The sequence below is a fragment of the Vibrio sp. 2-2(8) genome (genome assembly GCF_963888495.1).
Lineage (GTDB): Bacteria > Pseudomonadota > Gammaproteobacteria > Enterobacterales > Vibrionaceae > Vibrio > Vibrio anguillarum.
Genome location: NZ_CAWPJM010000011.1, coordinates 660350 through 680039, shown reverse-complemented (window position 1 = coordinate 680039; position 19690 = coordinate 660350). Strand labels below are relative to the sequence as shown.

Below are 19690 nucleotides of genomic sequence, written 5' to 3'. Positions count from 1 at the left end.
TTAACCATACAACACCGAAGGGGTTTTGTGGGCTCAATTGAAGAACATTGAATGTGTGAATGAGAACGAAACAGCTTTCCGAATTAAGAAATTTGCTTGGCGACCATAGCGTTGTGGACCCACCTGACTCCATGCCGAACTCAGAAGTGAAACACAACAGCGCCGATGGTAGTGTGGGGTCTCCCCATGTGAGAGTAGGACATCGCCAGGCTTTTAATTTATAAGAGCCCGTCTGTAAGAGCGGGCTTTTTAGTCACTTGCGACACAAGATACAGTGTGCTGATATGGCTCAGTCGGTAGAGCGCATCCTTGGTAAGGATGAGGTCCCCAGTTCGATTCTGGGTATCAGCACCAGTTTTATAGCTCTGTAAGCTAAAAGAATTTGCTTGGCGACCATAGCGTTGTGGACCCACCTGAACCCATGCCGAACTCAGAAGTGAAACACAACAGCGCCGATGGTAGTGTGGGGTCTCCCCATGTGAGAGTAGGACATCGCCAGGTTTGAATTACGAAACCTCAGCAGAAATGCTGAGGTTTTTTTCTATCTATTCGTATCATTCAATGTCCAATCATAGTGATAGCTGATACTCTTTTTCTCGCTTTTTAGTGCCTTGTTGTACTGCACTAAGTGCTCAAATAATTGCTGTTTCGTTCCAAAATCTTCAGCAAACCAGTCATAAATAGAAGACAGAACCCATTTATCATTGGTGACCTTTACTCCTTTTTCACTATTGATAAACTCAGTGGCTGATTTCTCCAGTAATAATTCAGTATTTTCTGCTGTGAAAGCCTGCTTTTGTAAGTTTGGGCAGCCAAGACTTGCGCAGTTGACCGCATAATGGGTTCGAGGATCTTTCCAAATGGGTCTTAAAATTCGATGTTCAATATCATTGAGAGTCAGCTCTTTTTGATTGATGGTAATGATCTTTTGTTCCCAAGGGCCAAATGAGAAAAATCCTCCCAGTTTAGTGATGGATGGTATTGGATAATGATCGACGATTAAGTTAACTGTTAAGGCATTATATAAGTTGACCCAGTAAGCATATTGTTCCAGCTTTGCATACTCTCTTGGATCAAGGGCTGATAATTGTGAAATATAGAGCTCTAATTGCTCTTTATCTTTTGAGTTGACCCTTTGATAATCGAAGAGGTTGTTGTGATTTTCTTGGATTAGATAAGTATCAAGTGTTGTCTGCCAAATTTGATGTGAAATGGCTTGTGTATTTTCTTCATTGCTAGAGTTCCAATAATCCCATAGTTGTGATTTAGGAGCAGAAAATACATTCGTTGACCCGAGTGTCAAACATAGCGTTAATAGATATTTCATCGTTTACCTCTCATCTCATAGGTTATATGACCTAGGTAGGGATTGATAAATTTCAGATAAAAGAAAAGGTTGATGCATCTACACCAACCTCTGGAAATTAAATCGATACTCGCTATTTCAAAAAGCTAGGAATTTTTGTTTCATAATCAGCGATTTTATCTTCGTGCTGTAGCGTCAAACCGATATTGTCTAATCCATTAAGTAAGCAATGGCGACGAAATTCATCAATTTCAAATGAGTATGTTTTTCCATTGGCTTTAACTTCCATTCGTTCAAGATCTACAGTTAGTTGAGCACCTTCATTTCCTTCAACAAATTGGAATATTTCATCAACTTCTTGCTCTGTAAGGCGGACTGGAACCATTTGGTTATTGATTGAGTTACCATAAAAAATATCCGCAAAACTGGGTGCAATCATGGCTTTGATGCCGTAATCCGCTAAAGCCCAAGGGGCATGTTCTCGTGAAGAACCACACCCAAAGTTTTCACGAGCAAGTAGAATGCTCGCTCCTTCATAGCGAGGTTTATTCATGACAAAATTTGGATTAGGTTGTTGACCTGCATCATCTAGAAAACGCCAATCATGAAAAAGGTGTTTGCCAAAACCAGTGCGATTTACTTTCTGTAAAAATTGCTTAGGAATAATGGCATCTGTATCGACGTTCGCTGCATCAAGAGGAACGACCAAACCTGTGTGCTGTTTAAAACCTGACATTGGTGATCCCCTGTTTAGTTGAGTGTTGAAGAATGAATATTACGGATATCGACAAAGTGTCCAGCGATGGCGGCGGCGGCGGCCATTGCAGGACTGACTAAATGTGTGCGGCCATCTCGACCTTGGCGGCCTTCAAAATTGCGGTTGGATGTTGATGCACAGCGTTCACCTGCACCGAGCCTGTCATTGTTCATAGCCAAGCACATTGAACAGCCCGGCAAGCGCCATTCAAAACCCGCTTCAATAAATATTTTATCCAAGCCTTCCGCTTCCGCTTGCGCTTTAACTTGCTCTGAACCTGGAACAATCAATGCTTGAACGTGTGGTGCGACTTTTTTACCTTTCGCGACTTGAGCTGCTGCTCGCATATCTTCAATGCGAGAGTTTGTGCAAGAACCGACAAAAACTTTATCCACTTTGTAGTCTGATAAGGATTTACCCGCTTCCAGTCCCATATACGCTAATGCTTTTTCTGCTGATGCTTTTTCGACAGGATCACTAAAGCTATCGGGAGATGGAATGGTTTCATCGACAGCAATTACTTGGCCTGGGTTTGTGCCCCACGTTACTTGTGGTTTGATGTCCGCGGCATTTAGGGTAACGACTGCATCGAATTTGGCATTATCATCGGTTTTTAGCGTTGCCCAGTACTCAATGGCAGCTTCTAAATCGTTTCCTTGAGGAGAAAACTTGCGACCTTTAATGTAGTCGAAAGTAGTCTGATCAGGGGCGATAAGACCGGCTTTTGCCCCAAGCTCAATCGCCATATTGCACACCGTCATACGACCTTCCATTGAAAGATCGGTAATCGCTTCACCACAAAATTCAACGACATAGCCTGTACCACCGGCCGCCGTTGTTTTACCTATAATGGCTAGCACGATATCTTTAGCGGTGATGCCTGGAGCGACTTTGCCTGTCACCTCAATTTTCATCGTTTTCGCGCGAGCTTGTTTCAATGTTTGGGTTGCAAGTACGTGCTCAACTTCTGATGTACCGATGCCAAACGCTAACGAGCCAAATGCGCCATGTGTTGCTGTGTGTGAGTCACCGCAGACAATGGTCATACCAGGAAGAGTAATACCTAATTCTGGCCCCATGACATGAACGATGCCTTGGTATTTATGATTTAAGTCGTAGAGTGTTACGCCAAACTCAGCACAGTTCTTGGACAATGTTTCCATTTGGATTCGAGCCATCTCACCCGAGGCATTAATGTCTTTTGTGGTGGTTGAAACGTTATGGTCCATGGTAGCGAATGTTTTACTCGTCTGACGAACTTTACGTCCCTTTTCGCGTAAACCATCAAATGCTTGCGGTGATGTCACTTCATGAACGAGATGACGATCGATATAAAGGATGGGGGTTTCCCCTTCAGCTGATACCGCAATGTGGGCATCATAAATTTTTTCGTATAAGGTTTTTGCTTGCGACATTGCTTCTTCCTTGAGCTCTTTGAGCTTTATAAAGGACTAGGCGAGCCTAGTCCTACTAATTATGAGTTTAAAATATAGCTGGCAATTTTATCGCCCATTTCAGAGGTTGAAAGTGCCGCTTTACCACTGGCAAGATCTGCGGTGAGTTCTCCTGCGGTAAGCGCCTTTGATACGGCATTTTCGATAGCTTGAGCGGCACTTTCTTCGCCCAAGCTATAACGTAGCATTAAAGCGGCGGAAAGAATTTGTGCAACTGGGTTAGCAATGTTCTTTCCTGCGATATCAGGTGCAGAGCCACCTGCTGGCTCATAGAGACCGAAATTGCTTTCATTAAGGCTAGCGGAAGGTAGCATACCCATTGAGCCTGTGATCATGGCGCATTCATCGGAAATGATGTCACCAAAAATATTAGAGCACAGCATGACATCAAATTGAGAGGGATCTTTAATGAGCTGCATAGTGGCATTATCGATATAAATGTGTGAAAGCTCGACGTCCGGATAATCTTTTGCGATCTCTTCCACGACCTCACGCCATAAGATAGAGCTTTGTAATACATTCGCTTTATCGACTGAGCATACTTTTTTACGACGTAATCGTGCGGACTCAAACGCTATTTTTGCAATGCGTTCGATTTCGTAGCGGTGGTAAACTTCGGTATCAAATGCTTTTTCATTTGCTCCTTCTCCTTCGCGTCCTTTGGGTTGGCCAAAATAAATACCACCAGTCAATTCCCGAACAACCACAATATCGAAGCCACGATCGGAGATATCGGATCGTAAAGGAGAAAAGCTTTCTAAGCCTGAGTGAATTTGAGCAGGACGCAAGTTACAAAACAGTTGAAAATGTTTGCGAAGCGGTAGGAGTGCGCCGCGTTCTGGTTGGTCGTTGGGTGGTAAATGCTCCCATTTAGGGCCGCCTACGGAACCAAACAATACGGCGTCTGCTTCTTCACATCCTTTAATTGTGCTTTCAGGTAGCGGGCAACCGTGGTTATCAATCGCAATCCCGCCGACATCATGTTCTTCTCTAGCAAACCGGATAGCATGTTTTTTTTCAATCGCATCCAATACCTTATGTGCTTGTTGCATTACTTCTGGGCCGATACCATCACCTGCAAGAACGGCAATTTTGTATGTTTTGTCTGTCATGTTAGTCCTTTACTATTTTTATATTTGCTTGCCCCAGTGAGCTCTAAAGACTAAAAGCTCTAATCTAGGTACGTTAAACGGTTGCCACTTTCTTTTGTTTAATTTCTGCAATTTGATCGGCACGATGAATGCTATTGATCACGTGCAACAAGGCTTGTCCTGATGCTTCAACAATATCCGTAGAGACGCCTGTACCGTGATATTTTCGCCCTTTGTAGTTGGCAATAATATCAGCTTGCCCGAGTCCATCTTCACCTTCGCCCTTGGCGGTAAGGTCAAATTTATCCAATACGATCTCATAGCCAGTTAGACGGTAAATACATTGGTAAAGCGCATCGACAGGGCCATTACCAACGGCAGCTTCACATTTTTCTTCATCACCACAAAGCAATTTAATACTGGTGGTCGCCATAACACTGCCTGATTGAACACTCAAATAGTTCAATTTGTAGAAATCGTCTTCATCACGCAGATTTGAAAAGTGCATCAACGCTTCTAAGTCATAGTCAAACACTTGGCCTTTACGATCTGCCAATTTTAAGAAATCTTCATACAAGGCATTGAGGTTGTATTCGTTTTCATTGTAACCCATGCTATCCATATGGCTTTTTACTGCGGCGCGGCCACTGCGGCTCGTTAAGTTCAGCGCTTGGTTTTTTAGGCCAATTGACTCTGGAGTCATGATTTCGTAAGTGTTTTTGTTCTTCAACATGCCATCTTGATGAATGCCTGATGAGTGGCTAAATGCGTTGGCACCGACAATCGCTTTGTTACTTTGAATCGGCATATTGCACAGTTGGCTAACCAACTTACTGGTGCGGTGGATCTCATCATGCTTTAAACCAGTATGCACGCCGAGGAATTCTTGACGAGTTTTGATGATCATCGCGATCTCTTCCAGTGAACAGTTACCAGCGCGCTCACCAATACCGTTGATGGTGCCTTCTATTTGCCTTGCGCCAGCCTGTACAGCGGCAATCGAGTTTGCGACTGACATTCCCAAGTCATCGTGGCAATGAACGGAAATAATGGCTTTATCTATGTTAGGGACTCGCTCAAACAGCATCTGAATAATGCCACCAAATTCGCTAGGAACAGTATAACCGACTGTGTCTGGAATATTGATGGTCTTAGCTCCGGCATTAATTGCGGCTTCGACCATTCTACAGAGATTATCAATGGGCGTTCGGCCCGCATCTTCACAGGAAAATTCGACGTCATCGGTGTAGTTACGGGCGTGTTTCACCGCACTGACTGCCATCTCGAGCACATCATCATAACTGCGGCGCAATTTATCTTGCACATGAATGGTTGAGGTTGAAATAAACGTATGGATACGAAAAGCATCGGCGACTTTCAGAGCTTCGGCCGCTGCATCAATATCTTTTGCTACCGCGCGAGAAAGCGCGCAGACGCGGCTGTTTTTAATGTGTTTGGCAATCGTTTTGACCGATTCAAAATCACCTGGGGAGGAAACTGGAAAACCTGCTTCAATAACATCAACACCAAGGCGCTCTAATGCGTAAGCAATCTGCAGTTTTTCTTTAACGGTTAAGCTTGCTGACAAAGCTTGTTCGCCATCACGTAATGTGGTGTCGAATATAATGACTTGATTATTCATGTTTGCTCCCTTGCACCGATGGTTAATCGTTTACTTCCTAAATATAGTTATAAAAAAACCCGCATCTCAGTGCGGGCTCTTGTCATCTTGTGTGGTGTTTTTCTTCCACAACCTACCCGCGCGAATGGTTCACGATAAGGAGCAGGCCCAGCAGGATAGAAAAACGGATAGTCATTCGTAACATTCCACAAGATTAAGTTAACAAATTAGTACCGTACTCGACTTAACTCGTCAACCATTAAGTTGTTTTTTTATTCATATCGGATCAGTTTTAGTCAAAAGCGGTAAAAATGAGCAGAATTGGTAGAGAGGATCACTTTTTGTAGCACGGAATGTTTTCACGCAAGAACGTTTGTCATCGGTTAAATTCATTCATTCTCCAATAAACAGTCACGTATTTGTCATTTTAAACTTCTACGTTTAGAGCGTAAGAGGTTTATGGAATGACAGGAGTCGCTCATGCGTGCCATCGGACAAATTGTTAAGTTTGACGTAGCGTTTTCGCTATTTTGTTTACAGCATCGTTTTAATCAGCCTGTAGCGCAGATCAGCAAAGCTATTTCCCATACTGGGGATGGGCATTTGTATGCGTTGATTGGTGCTTTAGCTTGGTATTTAGACCCGCTTAATGGCCAGCTATTCTTAATGGCTGGACTGGCCGCTTTCGCGATTGAACTCCCTATTTATTGGGGATTGAAAAATAGCTTTCAGCGTCGTCGCCCGGAAGAGTTTTCTCCTTCATTCATTGCCTTTATTACCCCTTCGGATCGCTACAGTTTGCCCTCTGGTCATACGGCTGCAGGGTTTGTTATGGCGACATTAATTGGCCACTTCTATCCTCATAGCGATGCTTTTGTCTTGGTTTGGGCTGGCTTAATTGGCGTATCTCGCATCCTACTTGGGGTTCACTTCTTGACGGATATCGTGATTGGCGCGCTGCTTGGTGTAAGCAGCGCAAGATTTGCATTGTGGTTGGTGGAGAGAGGCTTTTGAAAATTCTGTATGGTGTCCAAGGCACCGGAAATGGCCATATTGCTCGTTCACGAGTGATGAGTGAAGCGTTGAAAGAGGCCAAAATTGATGTGCAATTTCTCTTTTCTGGACGTGAAAAAGAGAAATACTTTTCGATGGAAAGTTTCGGTGATTACCAAACTCGGCGCGGTTTTACTTTTGAAACTGAACAGGGACACGTAAATTACGTTAAAACGGCGCTGAATAATAATTTGCTGACTTTCGTGAGTGAGACAAAAGACCTCGATTTGTCTCCGTATGATCTGGTCATTAATGACTTTGAACCAGTATCGGCATGGGCGGCTAAACAGCAAGGTATTCCGTGTATTGGGATAAGTCATCAAAATGCATTTCGTTATAATGTGCCTTTGAAAGGGGCAAGTTGGCTGGATAAACAGATTATTCAACAGTTTGCACCTGCCAATTACCACGTCGGTTTACATTGGTATCATTTTGATCAACCGATCCTTCCTCCGATTATCTATCGTTCAGAGCAGCATACGTCTAGTGAGCATTTCATTTTGGTCTATCTTCCATTTGAGCATGTTGATGATATTCTTGAGTTGCTTTTTCGTTTTTCAAATCAAGCATTTATTTGTTATCACCCTTCCTTAATGGAAGCGCAATCCGTTGAAAATGTTGAGTTGCGTCCCTTATGTCATACCTATTTTCAATATCACTTGCATCGCTGCGATGGCGTGATTGCTAATGGTGGCTTTGAATTACCATCAGAAGCACTTTCATTGGGTAAAAAGCTGCTACTTAAGCCACTATCAGGTCAATTTGAGCAGCAAAGTAACGTTGCCACTCTTGAGAATCTTGGGCTTGCTGCATCTATGGAGTTTTTGGACCCGTCGGAGTTACGCCGTTGGTTGGATGAAAAACAGGTCGAGCGCGTTGTCTATCCTAATGTAGCGAAAGCCTTGGTTGAATGGGTACAAAATGGCAAATGGGATAATCATAAAGAGCTGAGCCAGTCTTTATGGCGACAGGTTGATTTCCCTAGTTATGTGTCATTTAGCTAATATTGACGAAATGCTTTGAATTTTGACGTAATTAATTTATTTGGTGAATGTATCAAGGTGAAGGCTTGTTATTCATCACTTGATTCAATGTTTTGAATAAAATGCATAAATTTTTCTGTTTTATGGTTTTTTATAAAAATACATCGTACTGATAAATAAGGACAATCTTTTTGTTTGGATAAAAAAAACTGATATTTTATCAATCTTGTTGCCAATCGATAAATGCTTAGCAGATAGTAGCCTCCACCCAGTTGTGTCTGGGTAAATATAATAAATGGCAGGTTATCTATTCTAAAAAATTACTTTTACGGTATTGACGATAACAACAAGAGGCGTCCCAAAAATGTTAGATAAAAAAGATGCAATGAGCGCTATTGCTAGTTACCGCATGGAAAGCACATTACGTGGTGTAGATTTAAACCTGCTGACGGTTTTTGATGCAGTAATGCAAGAGCAAAATATTACCCGTGCTGCTCATAATTTGGGTATGTCTCAGCCAGCAGTCAGCAATGCTGTAGCGCGTTTGAAGGTAATGTTTAATGATGAACTGTTTATGCGACAAGGGCGAGGTATTCAACCTACTCAACGTGCACGTCAATTGTTCGGTCCGATGCGTCAAGCACTGCAATTAATCCGTAATGAACTGCCAAGTTCGGTGTTTTCTCCTGAAACATCAACCCGCTTATTTAAATTAGCGATTTGCAGTCCTTGTGATATGCGTTTCGCGCCGAAAATTATGTCATCAGTTCATGAACAAGCGCCTTTGGTCCAACTTCATCTTGATGCGGAATTTAACCGTTTGTTAGCCGAGCGTATGCGTTACCAAGAGATCGATTTTGTGATTGATTACGCGCGTTTTGATGAACAAGGGTTCTCCAGTACGGAAATTTTCCAAGATGAATTAGTGGTGGTGGCATCTAAGTCTCATCCTCGCATCAATGGCTCTGTTAACGTTGAGAGCCTAACAGCTGAAAAGCATGCGAAGTTATCTCGCATCCATGGGCAACGTAGCTTTTCTGAGCAAGCATATCGCGAATTAGACTGTGTTCCTTATTATGAAGGGACCAGTTTGAGCAATGTGCTTTATGTGGTCGGACAATCTGAGTTGGTGACGATTGCACCTCGTTGGATGGTTGAGAATGCGGCTAACCGAGATCAGTTACAAATCCTCGATTTCCCATTTGCAAATGGTCAAATCAGTGGTTATCTCAGTTGGCATGAGTCTAGTGAAAAAGACAAAGGCCATATTTGGCTGCGTGATCAGTTAATGATGATTTGCGGCGAAGTTGTTGCATTAAACTAACGTTTACCCGTTAATTTGTACTGTGATCTAAACTTAGTGATACTCCTCTTTGAGCCTTGAATTGGTTATATCTATTCAGGGCTTTTTTGTCTGTAGAATTAATTGATAACTTTGACATCCGTCAGTTGCCTTTTTTGCTTCTAAATGTACACTTGTGCGCTCAAAAAGCTTACATGTGTAAGCTACAGGTAAAAAAGATGCCCAATTTAAATTTCCATATCGTAAAAAGAATTCGTGAACAGATTGTCAAAGGTGGCGAGTGCATTGCTCTAAAACACAAAATAGAGAAAGAGTGGCATGGGATCAGCTGGAAGCAATTTGGTCAACGTATCGATGCGATGTCACTTGCACTTTTAACGCAAGGTATAAAAATCCAAGATAAAGTCGGGATTTTTTCGAATAACATGCCGCAGTGGACAATAGCTGACTTGGCTACTTTGCAGTTAAGAGCCGTTACGGTACCTATTTATCCAACTAATACGCCAGCGCAGGCCAGTTATATTATTCAAGATGCTGATGTCAAAGTGCTCTTGGTCGGTGAACAGGCACAATACGATGCGGCACTGGATTTTTTTGATGAGTGCGCACAGCTTGAATTAATTGTCGCCATGAGTGATGGCATTGATCTAAAAAGTTTTCAACATGGCATCCATTGGCAGACTTTTATTGAACAAAATACAGATGGCCTGCAAGCGGAATTAGAGTCTCGCCTTGAACAGGCGAATATGGATGATCTGCTGACGCTCATCTATACCTCAGGCACCACAGGTCAACCTAAAGGCGTGATGCTTGATTACCGTAATATTGGCGCTCAGCTTGAAGGGCATGATGAGCGGTTAAACATCTCTAAGGATGATGTGTCACTCTGTTTTTTACCATTGTCACACGTGTTTGAACGGGCGTGGACTTTTTACATTCTTTACAGCGGTGCAACTAACTGTTATTTGCAGGATACGATGCAAGTACGTGATGCATTGAGTGAGCTAAAGCCAACAGTAATGTGTGCCGTTCCTCGCTTCTACGAGAAAATTTTCTCCGCTATTCACGAAAAAGTCTCGAAAGCGCCGTTGCATCGAAAAGTGCTGTTTACTTGGGCGGTCAATATGGGGGCTAAGATGGCTCTTTGTCACCAAGAAAAGCGCCAACCATCCTTCATGCTGAAAAAGAGTTACGCGTTAGCGGATAAAATCGTGTTGTCTAAATTGCGTGCATTGCTTGGTGGGCGGATTAATTTCATGCCTTGCGGTGGCGCGAAATTAGATGAAACCATCGGCCGATTTTTCCATGCCATTGGCATTAATGTGAAGTTGGGTTATGGCATGACGGAAACCACTGCAACGGTTTCTTGTTGGGATGATCGGTGTTTTAATCCTGATTCAATAGGCATGTCGATGCCAGGAGCTCAGGTCAAAATCGGTGACAACAATGAAATTCTTGTTCGCGGACCAATGGTTATGCGCGGCTACTATAAAATGGCAGAAGAAACGGCGTTAGCATTCGATGAACAAGGTTTTCTCAAAACAGGAGATGCTGGACACATTGATGAGCAAGGTAATGTCTTCATTACTGATCGTATCAAAGAGCTGATGAAAACCTCCGGTGGTAAATACATTGCGCCACAAGTTATTGAGGGAGCGATTGGTAAAGATCACTTTATTGAACAGATTGCGGTGATTGCTGACACACGTAAATTTGTATCGGCTTTAATTGTACCTTGTTATGACAGCTTGGAGGTTTACGCCAAGGAGCTCAACATCAAATATCATGACAGATTAGATCTTATCAAGAACAACCAAGTGGTTGAGATGCTGGAAAAACGAGTCAATGATTTGCAAAAAGAGCTAGCCAAATTTGAGCAGGTGAAAAAGTTTAAATTATTACCTAAGGCTTTTTCAATGGACAAAGGTGAGCTGACGCCGACTCAGAAACTGCGTAGAAAAGTCATTAGTGATCGTTACCAAGATGAAATCGAGGAAATGTACAAAGAAAAGACTAAAGGTGAGTAAGATTATCTTAAGATAGTTTTTTCATTGTTTAAAAATCCTCCACTTGCTTTTCAGATAAAGCGTGGGGGATTTTTTATATTACGACGGAAGTTAAACCTCGCTTCCTCATAACGCTACATTGCTGCATGGTAATATTTTTTGCTTTATTTTTGCTAATTACTCATGGATTAAGCTGTTTTTAATACCAGTTTTACGATAGTTACCTAATAAAATTCCATTTAACCAAACATTTGCCAAAGTGTGCGCTATTTGGCGTTCGACCCGATGATAAGAAAGAGTTACAGTTGTTGCGTTACCTTGTTTTTTGTTATGACAAAAGCAAGACATAGCCGAAAGTGGAAAGTTTTCGAATTAGGCTACAAATAAGCCCTAAACTATGTAAAACCAGGCCCATTGACTGACCATGTGTTGGGTACTGGTAAGGAGAAAAAATGGCAACGCAATCCAATCAACAGATGTTATCTGGCGCAGAGATGGTGGTTCAATCTCTGATCGAAGAAGGTGTAGAGCAAATATTTGGATACCCAGGTGGTTCCGTTCTTGATATTTACGATGCGCTGCACGCAAAAACCGACCAAATTAAACATGTCCTTGTACGCCACGAGCAAGCGGCCACGCACATGGCAGATGGCTATGCTCGAGCAACCGGAAAAACGGGTGTAGTACTTGTTTGTTCTGGCCCCGGGGCGACGAATACCGTCACAGGGATTGCTACCGCTTACATGGACTCAATTCCAATGATTGTTATTTCAGGCAACGTGCCAAATAACCTCATTGGTAACGATGCGTTTCAAGAATGTGACATCGTTGGGGTTTCTCGTCCGATCGTCAAACACAGTTTTCTTGTAAAAAAAGCTGAAGATATTCCTGAAACCATTAAGAAAGCCTTTTATATTGCCTCAACAGGGCGCCCGGGGCCGGTCGTGATCGATCTGCCTAAAGATGTGATGAATCCTCAGATTAAACTCCCTTACACGTATCCTGAGTCGATCAAACTGCGCTCATACAACCCAACTACTTCTGGTCATAAAGGGCAAATTAAAAAGGCGCTAAAAGCGTTGTTAGAAGCCAAAAAACCCGTATTGTACATTGGTGGTGGCGCTGTGATTTCAGGCGCAGATCAGCACATTTTACAACTGGCTGAAACGCTAAATTTACCCGTAGTCAGCACGTTAATGGGGCTTGGTGCTTTCCCTGGGACGCATAAAAATGCGTTAGGCATGCTTGGAATGCATGGCATGTATGAAGCCAATATGGCGATGCACAATGCGGATTTGATTTTCGGTATTGGCGTGCGTTTTGATGACCGTACAACCAATAATCTAGAAAAATATTGCCCTAACGCTAAGATCATGCACATTGACATTGATCCTTCGTCGATCTCTAAAAATGTGCCAGTCGATTTGCCGATAGTGGGATCAGCCGAACAAGTACTGGAAACTATGCTGCAATTGCTCTCTGAGCAAGGTGGCTGTAATGATTCGCAGGCGCTTGAACTATGGTGGCAAGATATCCAAAGCTGGCGCGACCGCCAATGCCTAGCTTATGAGAAATCCAGCGAACGCATTAAGCCGCAGCAAGTGATTGAAACTTTACATAAACTGACAAATGGAGACGCATATGTGGCCTCCGATGTTGGTCAGCACCAAATGTTCGCCGCACTTTATTATCCATTCAATAAGCCTCGTCGTTGGATCAACTCTGGCGGTTTGGGCACCATGGGGTTTGGTTTACCCGCTGGAATGGGGGTTAAATTTGCCATGCCAGAAGAAGAGGTAGTGATTGTCACTGGGGATGGCAGTATTCAAATGAATATCCAAGAGCTTTCCACCGCGTTGCAATATGATATTCCAGTGAAAATTATTAACTTAAACAACCGTTTTCTTGGCATGGTAAAACAGTGGCAAGATATTATTTACCAAGGACGCCACTCTAATTCTTATATGAGTTCTGTTCCCGATTTTGCAGCAATTGCAGAAGCTTATGGCCACGTTGGCATCCGTATCTCACAGCCTGATGAACTTGAAGCCGGGCTTAAAAAAGCACTCGATATGAAAGATCGATTGGTTTTTGTTGATATTAATGTGGATGAAACGGAGCACGTCTACCCAATGCAAATTAAAGGCGAAGGGATGGACAAAATGTGGTTAAGCAAAACGGAGAGAACATAATATGAGACACATTATTTCAATATTAATGGAAAACCAATCGGGTGCTTTGTCTCGCGTTGTTGGTCTATTTTCTCAACGTGGTTATAACATTGAATCACTAACGGTTTCGCCAACCGATGATGCAACATTGTCACGCTTAAACATCACCACTAAGACCGATGAAATGCAACTTGAACAAATTCAAAAGCAACTGCATAAGTTGATTGATGTGCTTAAAGTGCAAGAAGTGTCAGAGTGTGAACACATTGAACGTGAGCTGATGATGGTGAAAGTCAAAGCTAGCGGTTTTGCGCGCGCCGAAGTGAAACGTACGGCTGATATTTTCCGTGGGCAGATCGTGGATGTCACTGCGGCGCAATATACTGTGCAGCTTGCTGGAACCAGCGAAAAACTCGATGCCTTTATTCAAGCGTTGTCGGAAGTCACTGAAGTAATCGAAGTCGCGCGAAGTGGCGTGGTAGGTATTGCTCGCGGGGAGCGAGCGCTTAAAGCTTAATTTACTGAGCTCCCTATCGAAATAAGGAAGGCCACATTTTATGTGGCCTTTTTGTCGTTTGGTGCTTTTACTAGAGAAGTGCTTAGTGAAGAATACGCGCACGAATGGTGCCGCTGATGCTTTTCAGCTTAGTAAGAGCTTCCGCAGAGCGAGCGGTTTCTACGTCAATCACTACATAACCGATATCCGCTGACGTTTGTAAATATTGAGCGGCGATATTGATCCCTTCTTCGGCGAAGATGGTGTTGATTTGTGTCAGAATACCCGGACGGTTTTCGTGAATATGCAGTAAACGCGAACTATCACGGTGAATTGGCAGCGATACTTCAGGGAAGTTCACGCTTGACAAGGTTGAGCCGTTATCTGAATATTTTGCCAACTTACCGGCTACTTCAATACCGATATTTTCTTGTGCTTCTTGAGTTGAGCCACCAATGTGCGGTGTCAGAATGACATTATCAAAATGCATCAGTGGGGATTCAAAAGGTTCAGAGTTTGTGGCGGGTTCTTCTGGAAATACATCTATTGCCGCGCCAGCTAGATGGTTTGATGCCAATGCATCGCAGAGTGCGGGAATGTCGACTACCGTTCCGCGTGCTGCGTTGATAAAGATAGAGCCAGGCTTCATGCGTGCAAACTCTTCTTTACCCATCATATTTTTAGTATCTGGAGTTTCAGGCACATGCAGAGAAATGACATCACATTTATTCAGTAGCTCACTCATGGTATGTATTTGCGTTGCATTACCGAGTGAGAGTTTGTTTTCTATGTCATAGAAATAGACTTGCATACCGAGGTTTTCGGCAATGATACCGAGCTGGGTGCCAATGTGGCCATAGCCAATAATACCTAAGCGTTTACCGCGAGCCTCATAAGAGTTATCAGCACTTTTTTTCCAAATACCACGATGCGCCAATGCATTTTTTTCAGGAATCCCACGCAGTAGTAGCAGTGTTTGGCCTAAAACGAGTTCAGCAACACTGCGAGTATTCGAAAATGGTGCATTAAAGACAGGAATACCGCGTTTTGCGGCTGCATTCAGGTCAACTTGGTTGGTGCCAATGCAGAAGCAGCCGATAGCAACTAACTTCTCTGCCGCGTTGATTACCGCTTCAGTCAAATTGGTGCGCGAACGAATTCCGATGAAGTGAGCATCTTTCACCGCTTCGAGCAGTTGTTCATCACCCAGAGAACCTTTGTGATACTCAATATTGCTGTAACCGGCAGATTGCAGTACTTCAACCGTTGAAGGATGTAGCCCTTCGAGGAGTAAGATTTTGATTTTGTCTTTTTCGAGTGAAACTTTGGCCATTATTCTCGTCCTTAAAAATGGGAAGGTGGGCAAACACGGCGCACATAAAGCAAAAGGGCTAATGTAAAGAGGAAGATTAACCATTTTGTTGGAAGACAAACGTTTTCCTTGTGCGTCTTCTGACCAATAAAGTAACAAACTTTTTTTGTTTTGGGTAAGAAAATTACGAAATAAGGCATGATTTTCTAGGGCATAGCGAAGAAAAACGGCACCCATGGGTGCCGTTTGTAATGAAATAACGGAAAGTAGCCTTATTTTGTGACTTACTCTTCGATTTTGGCACCATTTTCCGTGCCAGTGATGACGACATCAGCACCTCGGTGAGCGAATAAACCAACGGTTACTACGCCGACAATCCCATTAATTTTATCTTCTAATGCTTTGGCATCAGTAATTTTTAATCCGTGCACATCCAAGATAACGTTACCGTTATCCGTTATTACGCCATGGCGATAGGCTGGATCACCACCAAGTTTCACCAGTTGACGTGCCACATAAGAGCGCGCCATTGGGATCACTTCAACTGGAAGTGGGAATTGACCTAGAACATCGACCGCTTTTGTACCATCAACGATACAAATGAATTTATCCGCAATAGCGGCAACGATTTTTTCTCGAGTGAGCGCAGCGCCGCCGCCTTTGATCATATCGCGCGCAGGGTTGATTTCATCTGCGCCATCAACATAAATATCGAGTTGATCAACATCATTGCAGTCGAACACTTCAATACCTAGGCCTTTTAGCTTCTCTGTTGAGGCGATAGAACTTGAAACCGCACCTTTAATATCATCTTTAATCGAACCCAGTGCATCAATGAAGTGATTCACCGTTGAACCCGTACCCACACCAACGATGCTGCCTTTTTCTACATATTTGAGTGCGGCCCAGCCGGCGGCTTTTTTCATTTCATCTTGAGTCATGCCAATCTCCTGATATCGATTTATAGTGACGGTAATGTTGCGGGGCGATTATAGCCTCAATAATTTATGATTCCCATTGCCAGATTTGGCTTGGAGTCACTATTTGAGGTAAAGGTATATCCCATGCTTCGCTCGGCAGATGAGTCACTTGTTGGCAATCATGAGCTAAGCCTATGGGTAGGGCACCTTTACCCGTTTTAAACCAAGCTTCTAACGTACGATCATAATAGCCGCCGCCCATCCCGAGCCTTTGCCCTGTTTGATCAAATGCCACCAATGGTGTGCAGATGATATCTAGCTCATTTACTGGTTTGATCAATGTTTGATTGAGCTTGGGTTCGGCAATGCCGTATTTATTTCGCGTCATTATGGTTTGAGCATCATAGCGCAAGAACAATAAATTCCCACTCGAGAAGGGGTGTAAAACGGGAAGATAGGTCTGTTTGCCTTGTTGCCATAACCACGCTATGAGCGGTTGTGTTTCTAGCTCACCATCGGTTGCCAAGTAGAGGGCAATGTGCTGACTCGTTAAAACTTCAGGCAGTGTTGAAAAACGAGAGACAAGTTCAATTGAAGCGTGTTTTTGCTGCGTAGGTGATAGCTGTTTACGCCGCTGGCGGATGACTTGACGAAGTGTGTGTCGAGTGTTTTGCATAAGGATACCCCAGAGTGCCGTTGCGGATTTTGGCCCTTGAACCAGCTGGTTCAAGGCGGATCAGCAATGGTAACCGCAGGCTTCTCGGTACGAGCCGAGCTTGCTCAATAGCTACCAAGTACTAACCCTTTGGTGTTGCTTATCGGCTCAGGGACTTAAATCCGGCTGACAAACACTCTAGGGTAAATTTGGTTACGCTGGTAAAGACTACTGCTGTCCTAGCTTCACTTTACTGATGGCATCTTCAAGAGATGCAGCGAGCTGTTCCATGCGCTCGGTTAATTGATTTTGTTGGCCTAGGCTCTCATTGTTTTTGGTTTGCAATTCATAACAAATGTTGAGCGCAGCAATCGTGAGTAGCTTTACCTCATTGGTAACTTTAGTACGCTCTGCCATCTCTTTCAATCGGTTATCAAGATCTTGCGCCGCTTGGATTAAAGACTGCTCTTGTCCCGCAGGGCAATTCACACGAGTCAATTTTCCTAAAATTTCTACGTCTACCGCTTGATTACTCATGATGGATGAACTCTTATCGCGCTGTCTAAGATGGTGCCACTCACATGCCCATCGAGGTGGAAACTATAGGTAAAGCGGCCCTAAGATTCAAGCTTTTCAAAGCGAGCAGTAAAAAATGAGGGACTAAAAACACAGTTATTAGGCAAATTGAGTAAAAGCTACCCACAATTAACGCTTTGAGCATTTTCGCATTGGAAGCTAAGTGGTAGGATCGCGCTTATTTGATTTTATTACGAGCTTCCCATGAGCGAAAAAAAACTACCGGATTATCTTTCTCTTGCCACTGCCCTTCAATCTGCAGCACTTGCGGTTAACCCTGCTGAGTTGCATGGGTTGCTAACGGGCATGCTGGCCGGTGGTCTGGGCTTAAATGATAAGAGCTGGCAGCCACTTATTTTTGATTACACTAACGAAGGTATGGGTTGGCCAGATCGTCCGTTGACATTGGCTGAACAAGTACTCACCTTTACAATCGAAGAGCTCACTGGTAGCGGGATGGAGTTGTCACTACTGTTGCCAGATGAAGAGGCGAGTGCCAGTGTATTTGATTTGGCTGATGGCGTAGCCGACTGGGTAAATCACTTTATTTCTGGGCTTGGCTTGATTGGGGTTGTTTTGAAAAAAGCGTCCGCAGAGACTAAAGAGGCCTTGGCTGATCTAGAAGAAATTGCCAAGCTCGGTATCGATGAAGAGGATGACTTGGATGAGCAAGCTCAACTTTTGGAACACGTCATCGAGCATATAAAAGCTTGTGTGTTAACAATTCATGCTGAATTTGGTATCAAACCTCTACAAGAAACTCAGCCGACCGTGCATTAAAGAGAGATGACTGTGAAGCAATTTGATGTGATTATCGCTGGTGGGGCGATGGCCGGTGCAACACTGGCGTTGGCCTTAGATACGCTTTCTCAAGGAAAGCTTGCGATTGCTGTGGTCGAAGCGCATCCGCTGGATGATAAGCTCGCCCATCCCGGCTTTGATTCGCGTTCAATTGCTTTATCCTACGGTAGCGTACAAATTTTGCAAAATCTCTCCTTGTGGCAGTCGCTGCAAGAGGTCGCCACCCCAATTACACATATTCATGTGTCGGATCGGTCTCATATTGGGATGACCGATATCACTTGTCAGCAACTCGATTTAGAAGCATTAGGTTACGTGGTTGAATTAGCCGATGTTGGGCAGATTTACGCGCAAAAAATGCAGCAGAGCCCGCATATTGAGTTATTTTGCCCAAGCGCGGTTCAGCAAGTGGAACGCAGTATGGATAAGGTCACTGTCACCCTTAACGATCAACGAACGATCCAAGCTAAGTTATTGGTCGCAGCCGATGGGGCGATATCGACCTGCTGCGAGCAAATCGGCCTCATCCAACAAGAGCATGATTTTGAACAGGTCGCGGTTATTGCTAACGTTGTGAGCTCAAAAGCTCATCAAGGACGGGCGTTTGAACGATTTACCGCCGATGGTCCTGTCGCGTTATTACCAATGAGTGATAATCGACTCTCTTTAGTTTGGTGTTTACCTCCCGCGAAAGCCGAGCAAGCTTTTTCACTCAGTGATGAGGGTTTCTTAGCACAGCTTCAAGATGCGTTTGGTTGGCGTTTAGGGCGAATGAATAAAGTGGGCACTCGTGCCTGCTATCCATTACAACTGCGTTATCGAGAGCAGAACATTTCACATCGTTTTGCCATTGTGGGCAATGCCGCTCAGACACTACATCCGATTGCGGGACAAGGTTTTAACTTAGGTATTCGAGATGTGGCAAGCTTGGCGGATGAGCTTATCAAGCAGCAAGCCGATGTTGGCTGCTATCACGGCTTACAGGCTTTTTCCCAACGCCGAGAAGCGGATCGTGATGCCACCATTAAGCTGACATCATCCCTGGTGCATCTCTTTTCCAATGATTGGCTAACCACTCGTATTGGTCGCAATGTAGGCCTCATGATGATGGATAATTTACCGTGGCTGAAAATGCCGCTACTGCGCCGAACGCTTGGCGTAGTGAATAGATAAAAGGGTCTGTAT

The 19690-nt window shown here is 43.7% G+C and carries 17 protein-coding genes, 1 tRNA gene, 2 rRNA genes and 1 other RNA gene; 11 read left to right on the top strand and 10 right to left on the bottom strand.

The features are described 5' to 3' along the window. Positions 1-95: 95 nt before the first annotated feature. From rrf (AACV12_RS05930) to rrf (AACV12_RS05920), 3 genes are all read left to right on the top strand, one after another. A 5S ribosomal RNA gene (rrf, locus tag AACV12_RS05930) occupies positions 96-211 on the top strand. A 67-nt stretch (positions 212-278) separates the two neighbouring features. After that, positions 279-354: transfer RNA gene (locus AACV12_RS05925), tRNA-Thr, on the top strand. A 31-nt stretch (positions 355-385) separates the two neighbouring features. Further along, positions 386-501: ribosomal RNA gene (gene rrf / locus AACV12_RS05920) — 5S ribosomal RNA — on the top strand. Between the two features lie 40 nt (positions 502-541). Here the strand turns inward: rrf (AACV12_RS05920) and AACV12_RS05915 are convergent. From AACV12_RS05915 to leuA, 5 genes are all read right to left on the bottom strand, one after another. Further along, positions 542-1327: a DUF547 domain-containing protein gene (locus AACV12_RS05915; RefSeq protein WP_013856007.1), complete on the bottom strand. Its 786-nt coding sequence runs from the start codon at positions 1325-1327 to the stop codon at positions 542-544. Positions 1328-1439: 112 nt separating this feature from the next. Further along, positions 1440-2042, bottom strand: coding sequence for a 3-isopropylmalate dehydratase small subunit (gene leuD / locus AACV12_RS05910; RefSeq protein WP_017042706.1), 603 nt, complete (start codon positions 2040-2042; stop codon positions 1440-1442). Positions 2043-2056: 14 nt separating this feature from the next. Then, positions 2057-3478 carry a 3-isopropylmalate dehydratase large subunit gene (leuC, locus tag AACV12_RS05905; protein WP_094125434.1) on the bottom strand — a complete coding sequence of 474 codons (1422 nt, stop codon included), beginning with the start codon at positions 3476-3478 and terminating at the stop codon, positions 2057-2059. Between the two features lie 59 nt (positions 3479-3537). Then, the gene (leuB, locus tag AACV12_RS05900; protein WP_019282467.1) at positions 3538-4629 is read right to left on the bottom strand and encodes a 3-isopropylmalate dehydrogenase; all 1092 of its coding nucleotides are present in this window, start codon (positions 4627-4629) and stop codon (positions 3538-3540) included. 73 nt (positions 4630-4702) lie between these two features. Next, positions 4703-6250 (bottom strand): 2-isopropylmalate synthase, encoded by a 1548-nt coding sequence (gene leuA, locus AACV12_RS05895; protein WP_013856011.1) that lies wholly within the window; start codon positions 6248-6250, stop codon positions 4703-4705. Between the two features lie 459 nt (positions 6251-6709). Here leuA and AACV12_RS05890 point away from each other — a divergent pair, with 459 nt between their 5' ends. The 6 genes from AACV12_RS05890 to ilvN all read left to right on the top strand — a co-directional run bounded on the left by AACV12_RS05890 (position 6710) and on the right by ilvN (position 14262). Next, the gene (locus AACV12_RS05890) at positions 6710-7243 is read left to right on the top strand and encodes a phosphatase PAP2 family protein (RefSeq protein WP_017042702.1); all 534 of its coding nucleotides are present in this window, start codon (positions 6710-6712) and stop codon (positions 7241-7243) included. Then, the gene (locus AACV12_RS05885) at positions 7240-8286 is read left to right on the top strand and encodes an MJ1255/VC2487 family glycosyltransferase (RefSeq protein WP_170900040.1); all 1047 of its coding nucleotides are present in this window, start codon (positions 7240-7242) and stop codon (positions 8284-8286) included. Before AACV12_RS05890 ends, AACV12_RS05885 begins: the two co-directional genes overlap by 4 nt. A 343-nt stretch (positions 8287-8629) precedes the next feature. Next, positions 8630-9589, top strand: a complete 960-nt coding sequence (gene leuO / locus AACV12_RS05880; RefSeq protein WP_081245352.1) for a transcriptional regulator LeuO — start codon at positions 8630-8632, stop codon at positions 9587-9589. 197 nt (positions 9590-9786) lie between these two features. Continuing rightward, complete coding sequence (locus AACV12_RS05875) at positions 9787-11595, top strand: AMP-dependent synthetase/ligase (RefSeq protein WP_170900039.1); 1809 nt, start codon at positions 9787-9789, stop codon at positions 11593-11595. A gap of 431 nt (positions 11596-12026) precedes the next feature. After that, positions 12027-13766 carry an acetolactate synthase 3 large subunit gene (locus AACV12_RS05870; protein WP_013856017.1) on the top strand — a complete coding sequence of 580 codons (1740 nt, stop codon included), beginning with the start codon at positions 12027-12029 and terminating at the stop codon, positions 13764-13766. 1 nt (position 13767) lies between these two features. Further along, positions 13768-14262: an acetolactate synthase small subunit gene (ilvN, locus tag AACV12_RS05865; RefSeq protein WP_010319822.1), complete on the top strand. Its 495-nt coding sequence runs from the start codon at positions 13768-13770 to the stop codon at positions 14260-14262. Between the two features lie 82 nt (positions 14263-14344). Here the strand turns inward: ilvN and serA are convergent, their stop codons facing one another. The 5 genes from serA to AACV12_RS05840 all read right to left on the bottom strand — a co-directional run bounded on the left by serA (position 14345) and on the right by AACV12_RS05840 (position 17665). After that, the gene (gene serA / locus AACV12_RS05860; RefSeq protein WP_026028313.1) at positions 14345-15574 is read right to left on the bottom strand and encodes a phosphoglycerate dehydrogenase; all 1230 of its coding nucleotides are present in this window, start codon (positions 15572-15574) and stop codon (positions 14345-14347) included. Positions 15575-15837: 263 nt separating this feature from the next. Further along, positions 15838-16494: a ribose-5-phosphate isomerase RpiA gene (rpiA, locus tag AACV12_RS05855; protein WP_010319820.1), complete on the bottom strand. Its 657-nt coding sequence runs from the start codon at positions 16492-16494 to the stop codon at positions 15838-15840. A gap of 64 nt (positions 16495-16558) precedes the next feature. After that, a complete protein-coding gene (locus tag AACV12_RS05850) occupies positions 16559-17149 on the bottom strand; it encodes a 5-formyltetrahydrofolate cyclo-ligase (protein WP_026027284.1) in 591 nt (196 codons plus the stop codon). A 2-nt stretch (positions 17150-17151) separates the two neighbouring features. After that, positions 17152-17336: non-coding RNA, 6S RNA (ssrS, locus tag AACV12_RS05845), on the bottom strand. Between the two features lie 20 nt (positions 17337-17356). Further along, the gene (locus AACV12_RS05840; protein WP_010319818.1) at positions 17357-17665 is read right to left on the bottom strand and encodes a cell division protein ZapA; all 309 of its coding nucleotides are present in this window, start codon (positions 17663-17665) and stop codon (positions 17357-17359) included. A 243-nt stretch (positions 17666-17908) separates the two neighbouring features. Here AACV12_RS05840 and AACV12_RS05835 point away from each other — a divergent pair, with 243 nt between their 5' ends. Beyond that, complete coding sequence (locus AACV12_RS05835; protein ID WP_017046479.1) at positions 17909-18484, top strand: YecA/YgfB family protein; 576 nt, start codon at positions 17909-17911, stop codon at positions 18482-18484. Between the two features lie 12 nt (positions 18485-18496). Beyond that, entirely contained in the window at positions 18497-19678 is a 1182-nt protein-coding gene (gene ubiH, locus AACV12_RS05830) for a 2-octaprenyl-6-methoxyphenyl hydroxylase (RefSeq protein WP_026028315.1), read from the top strand. Positions 19679-19690: the final 12 nt, after the last annotated feature.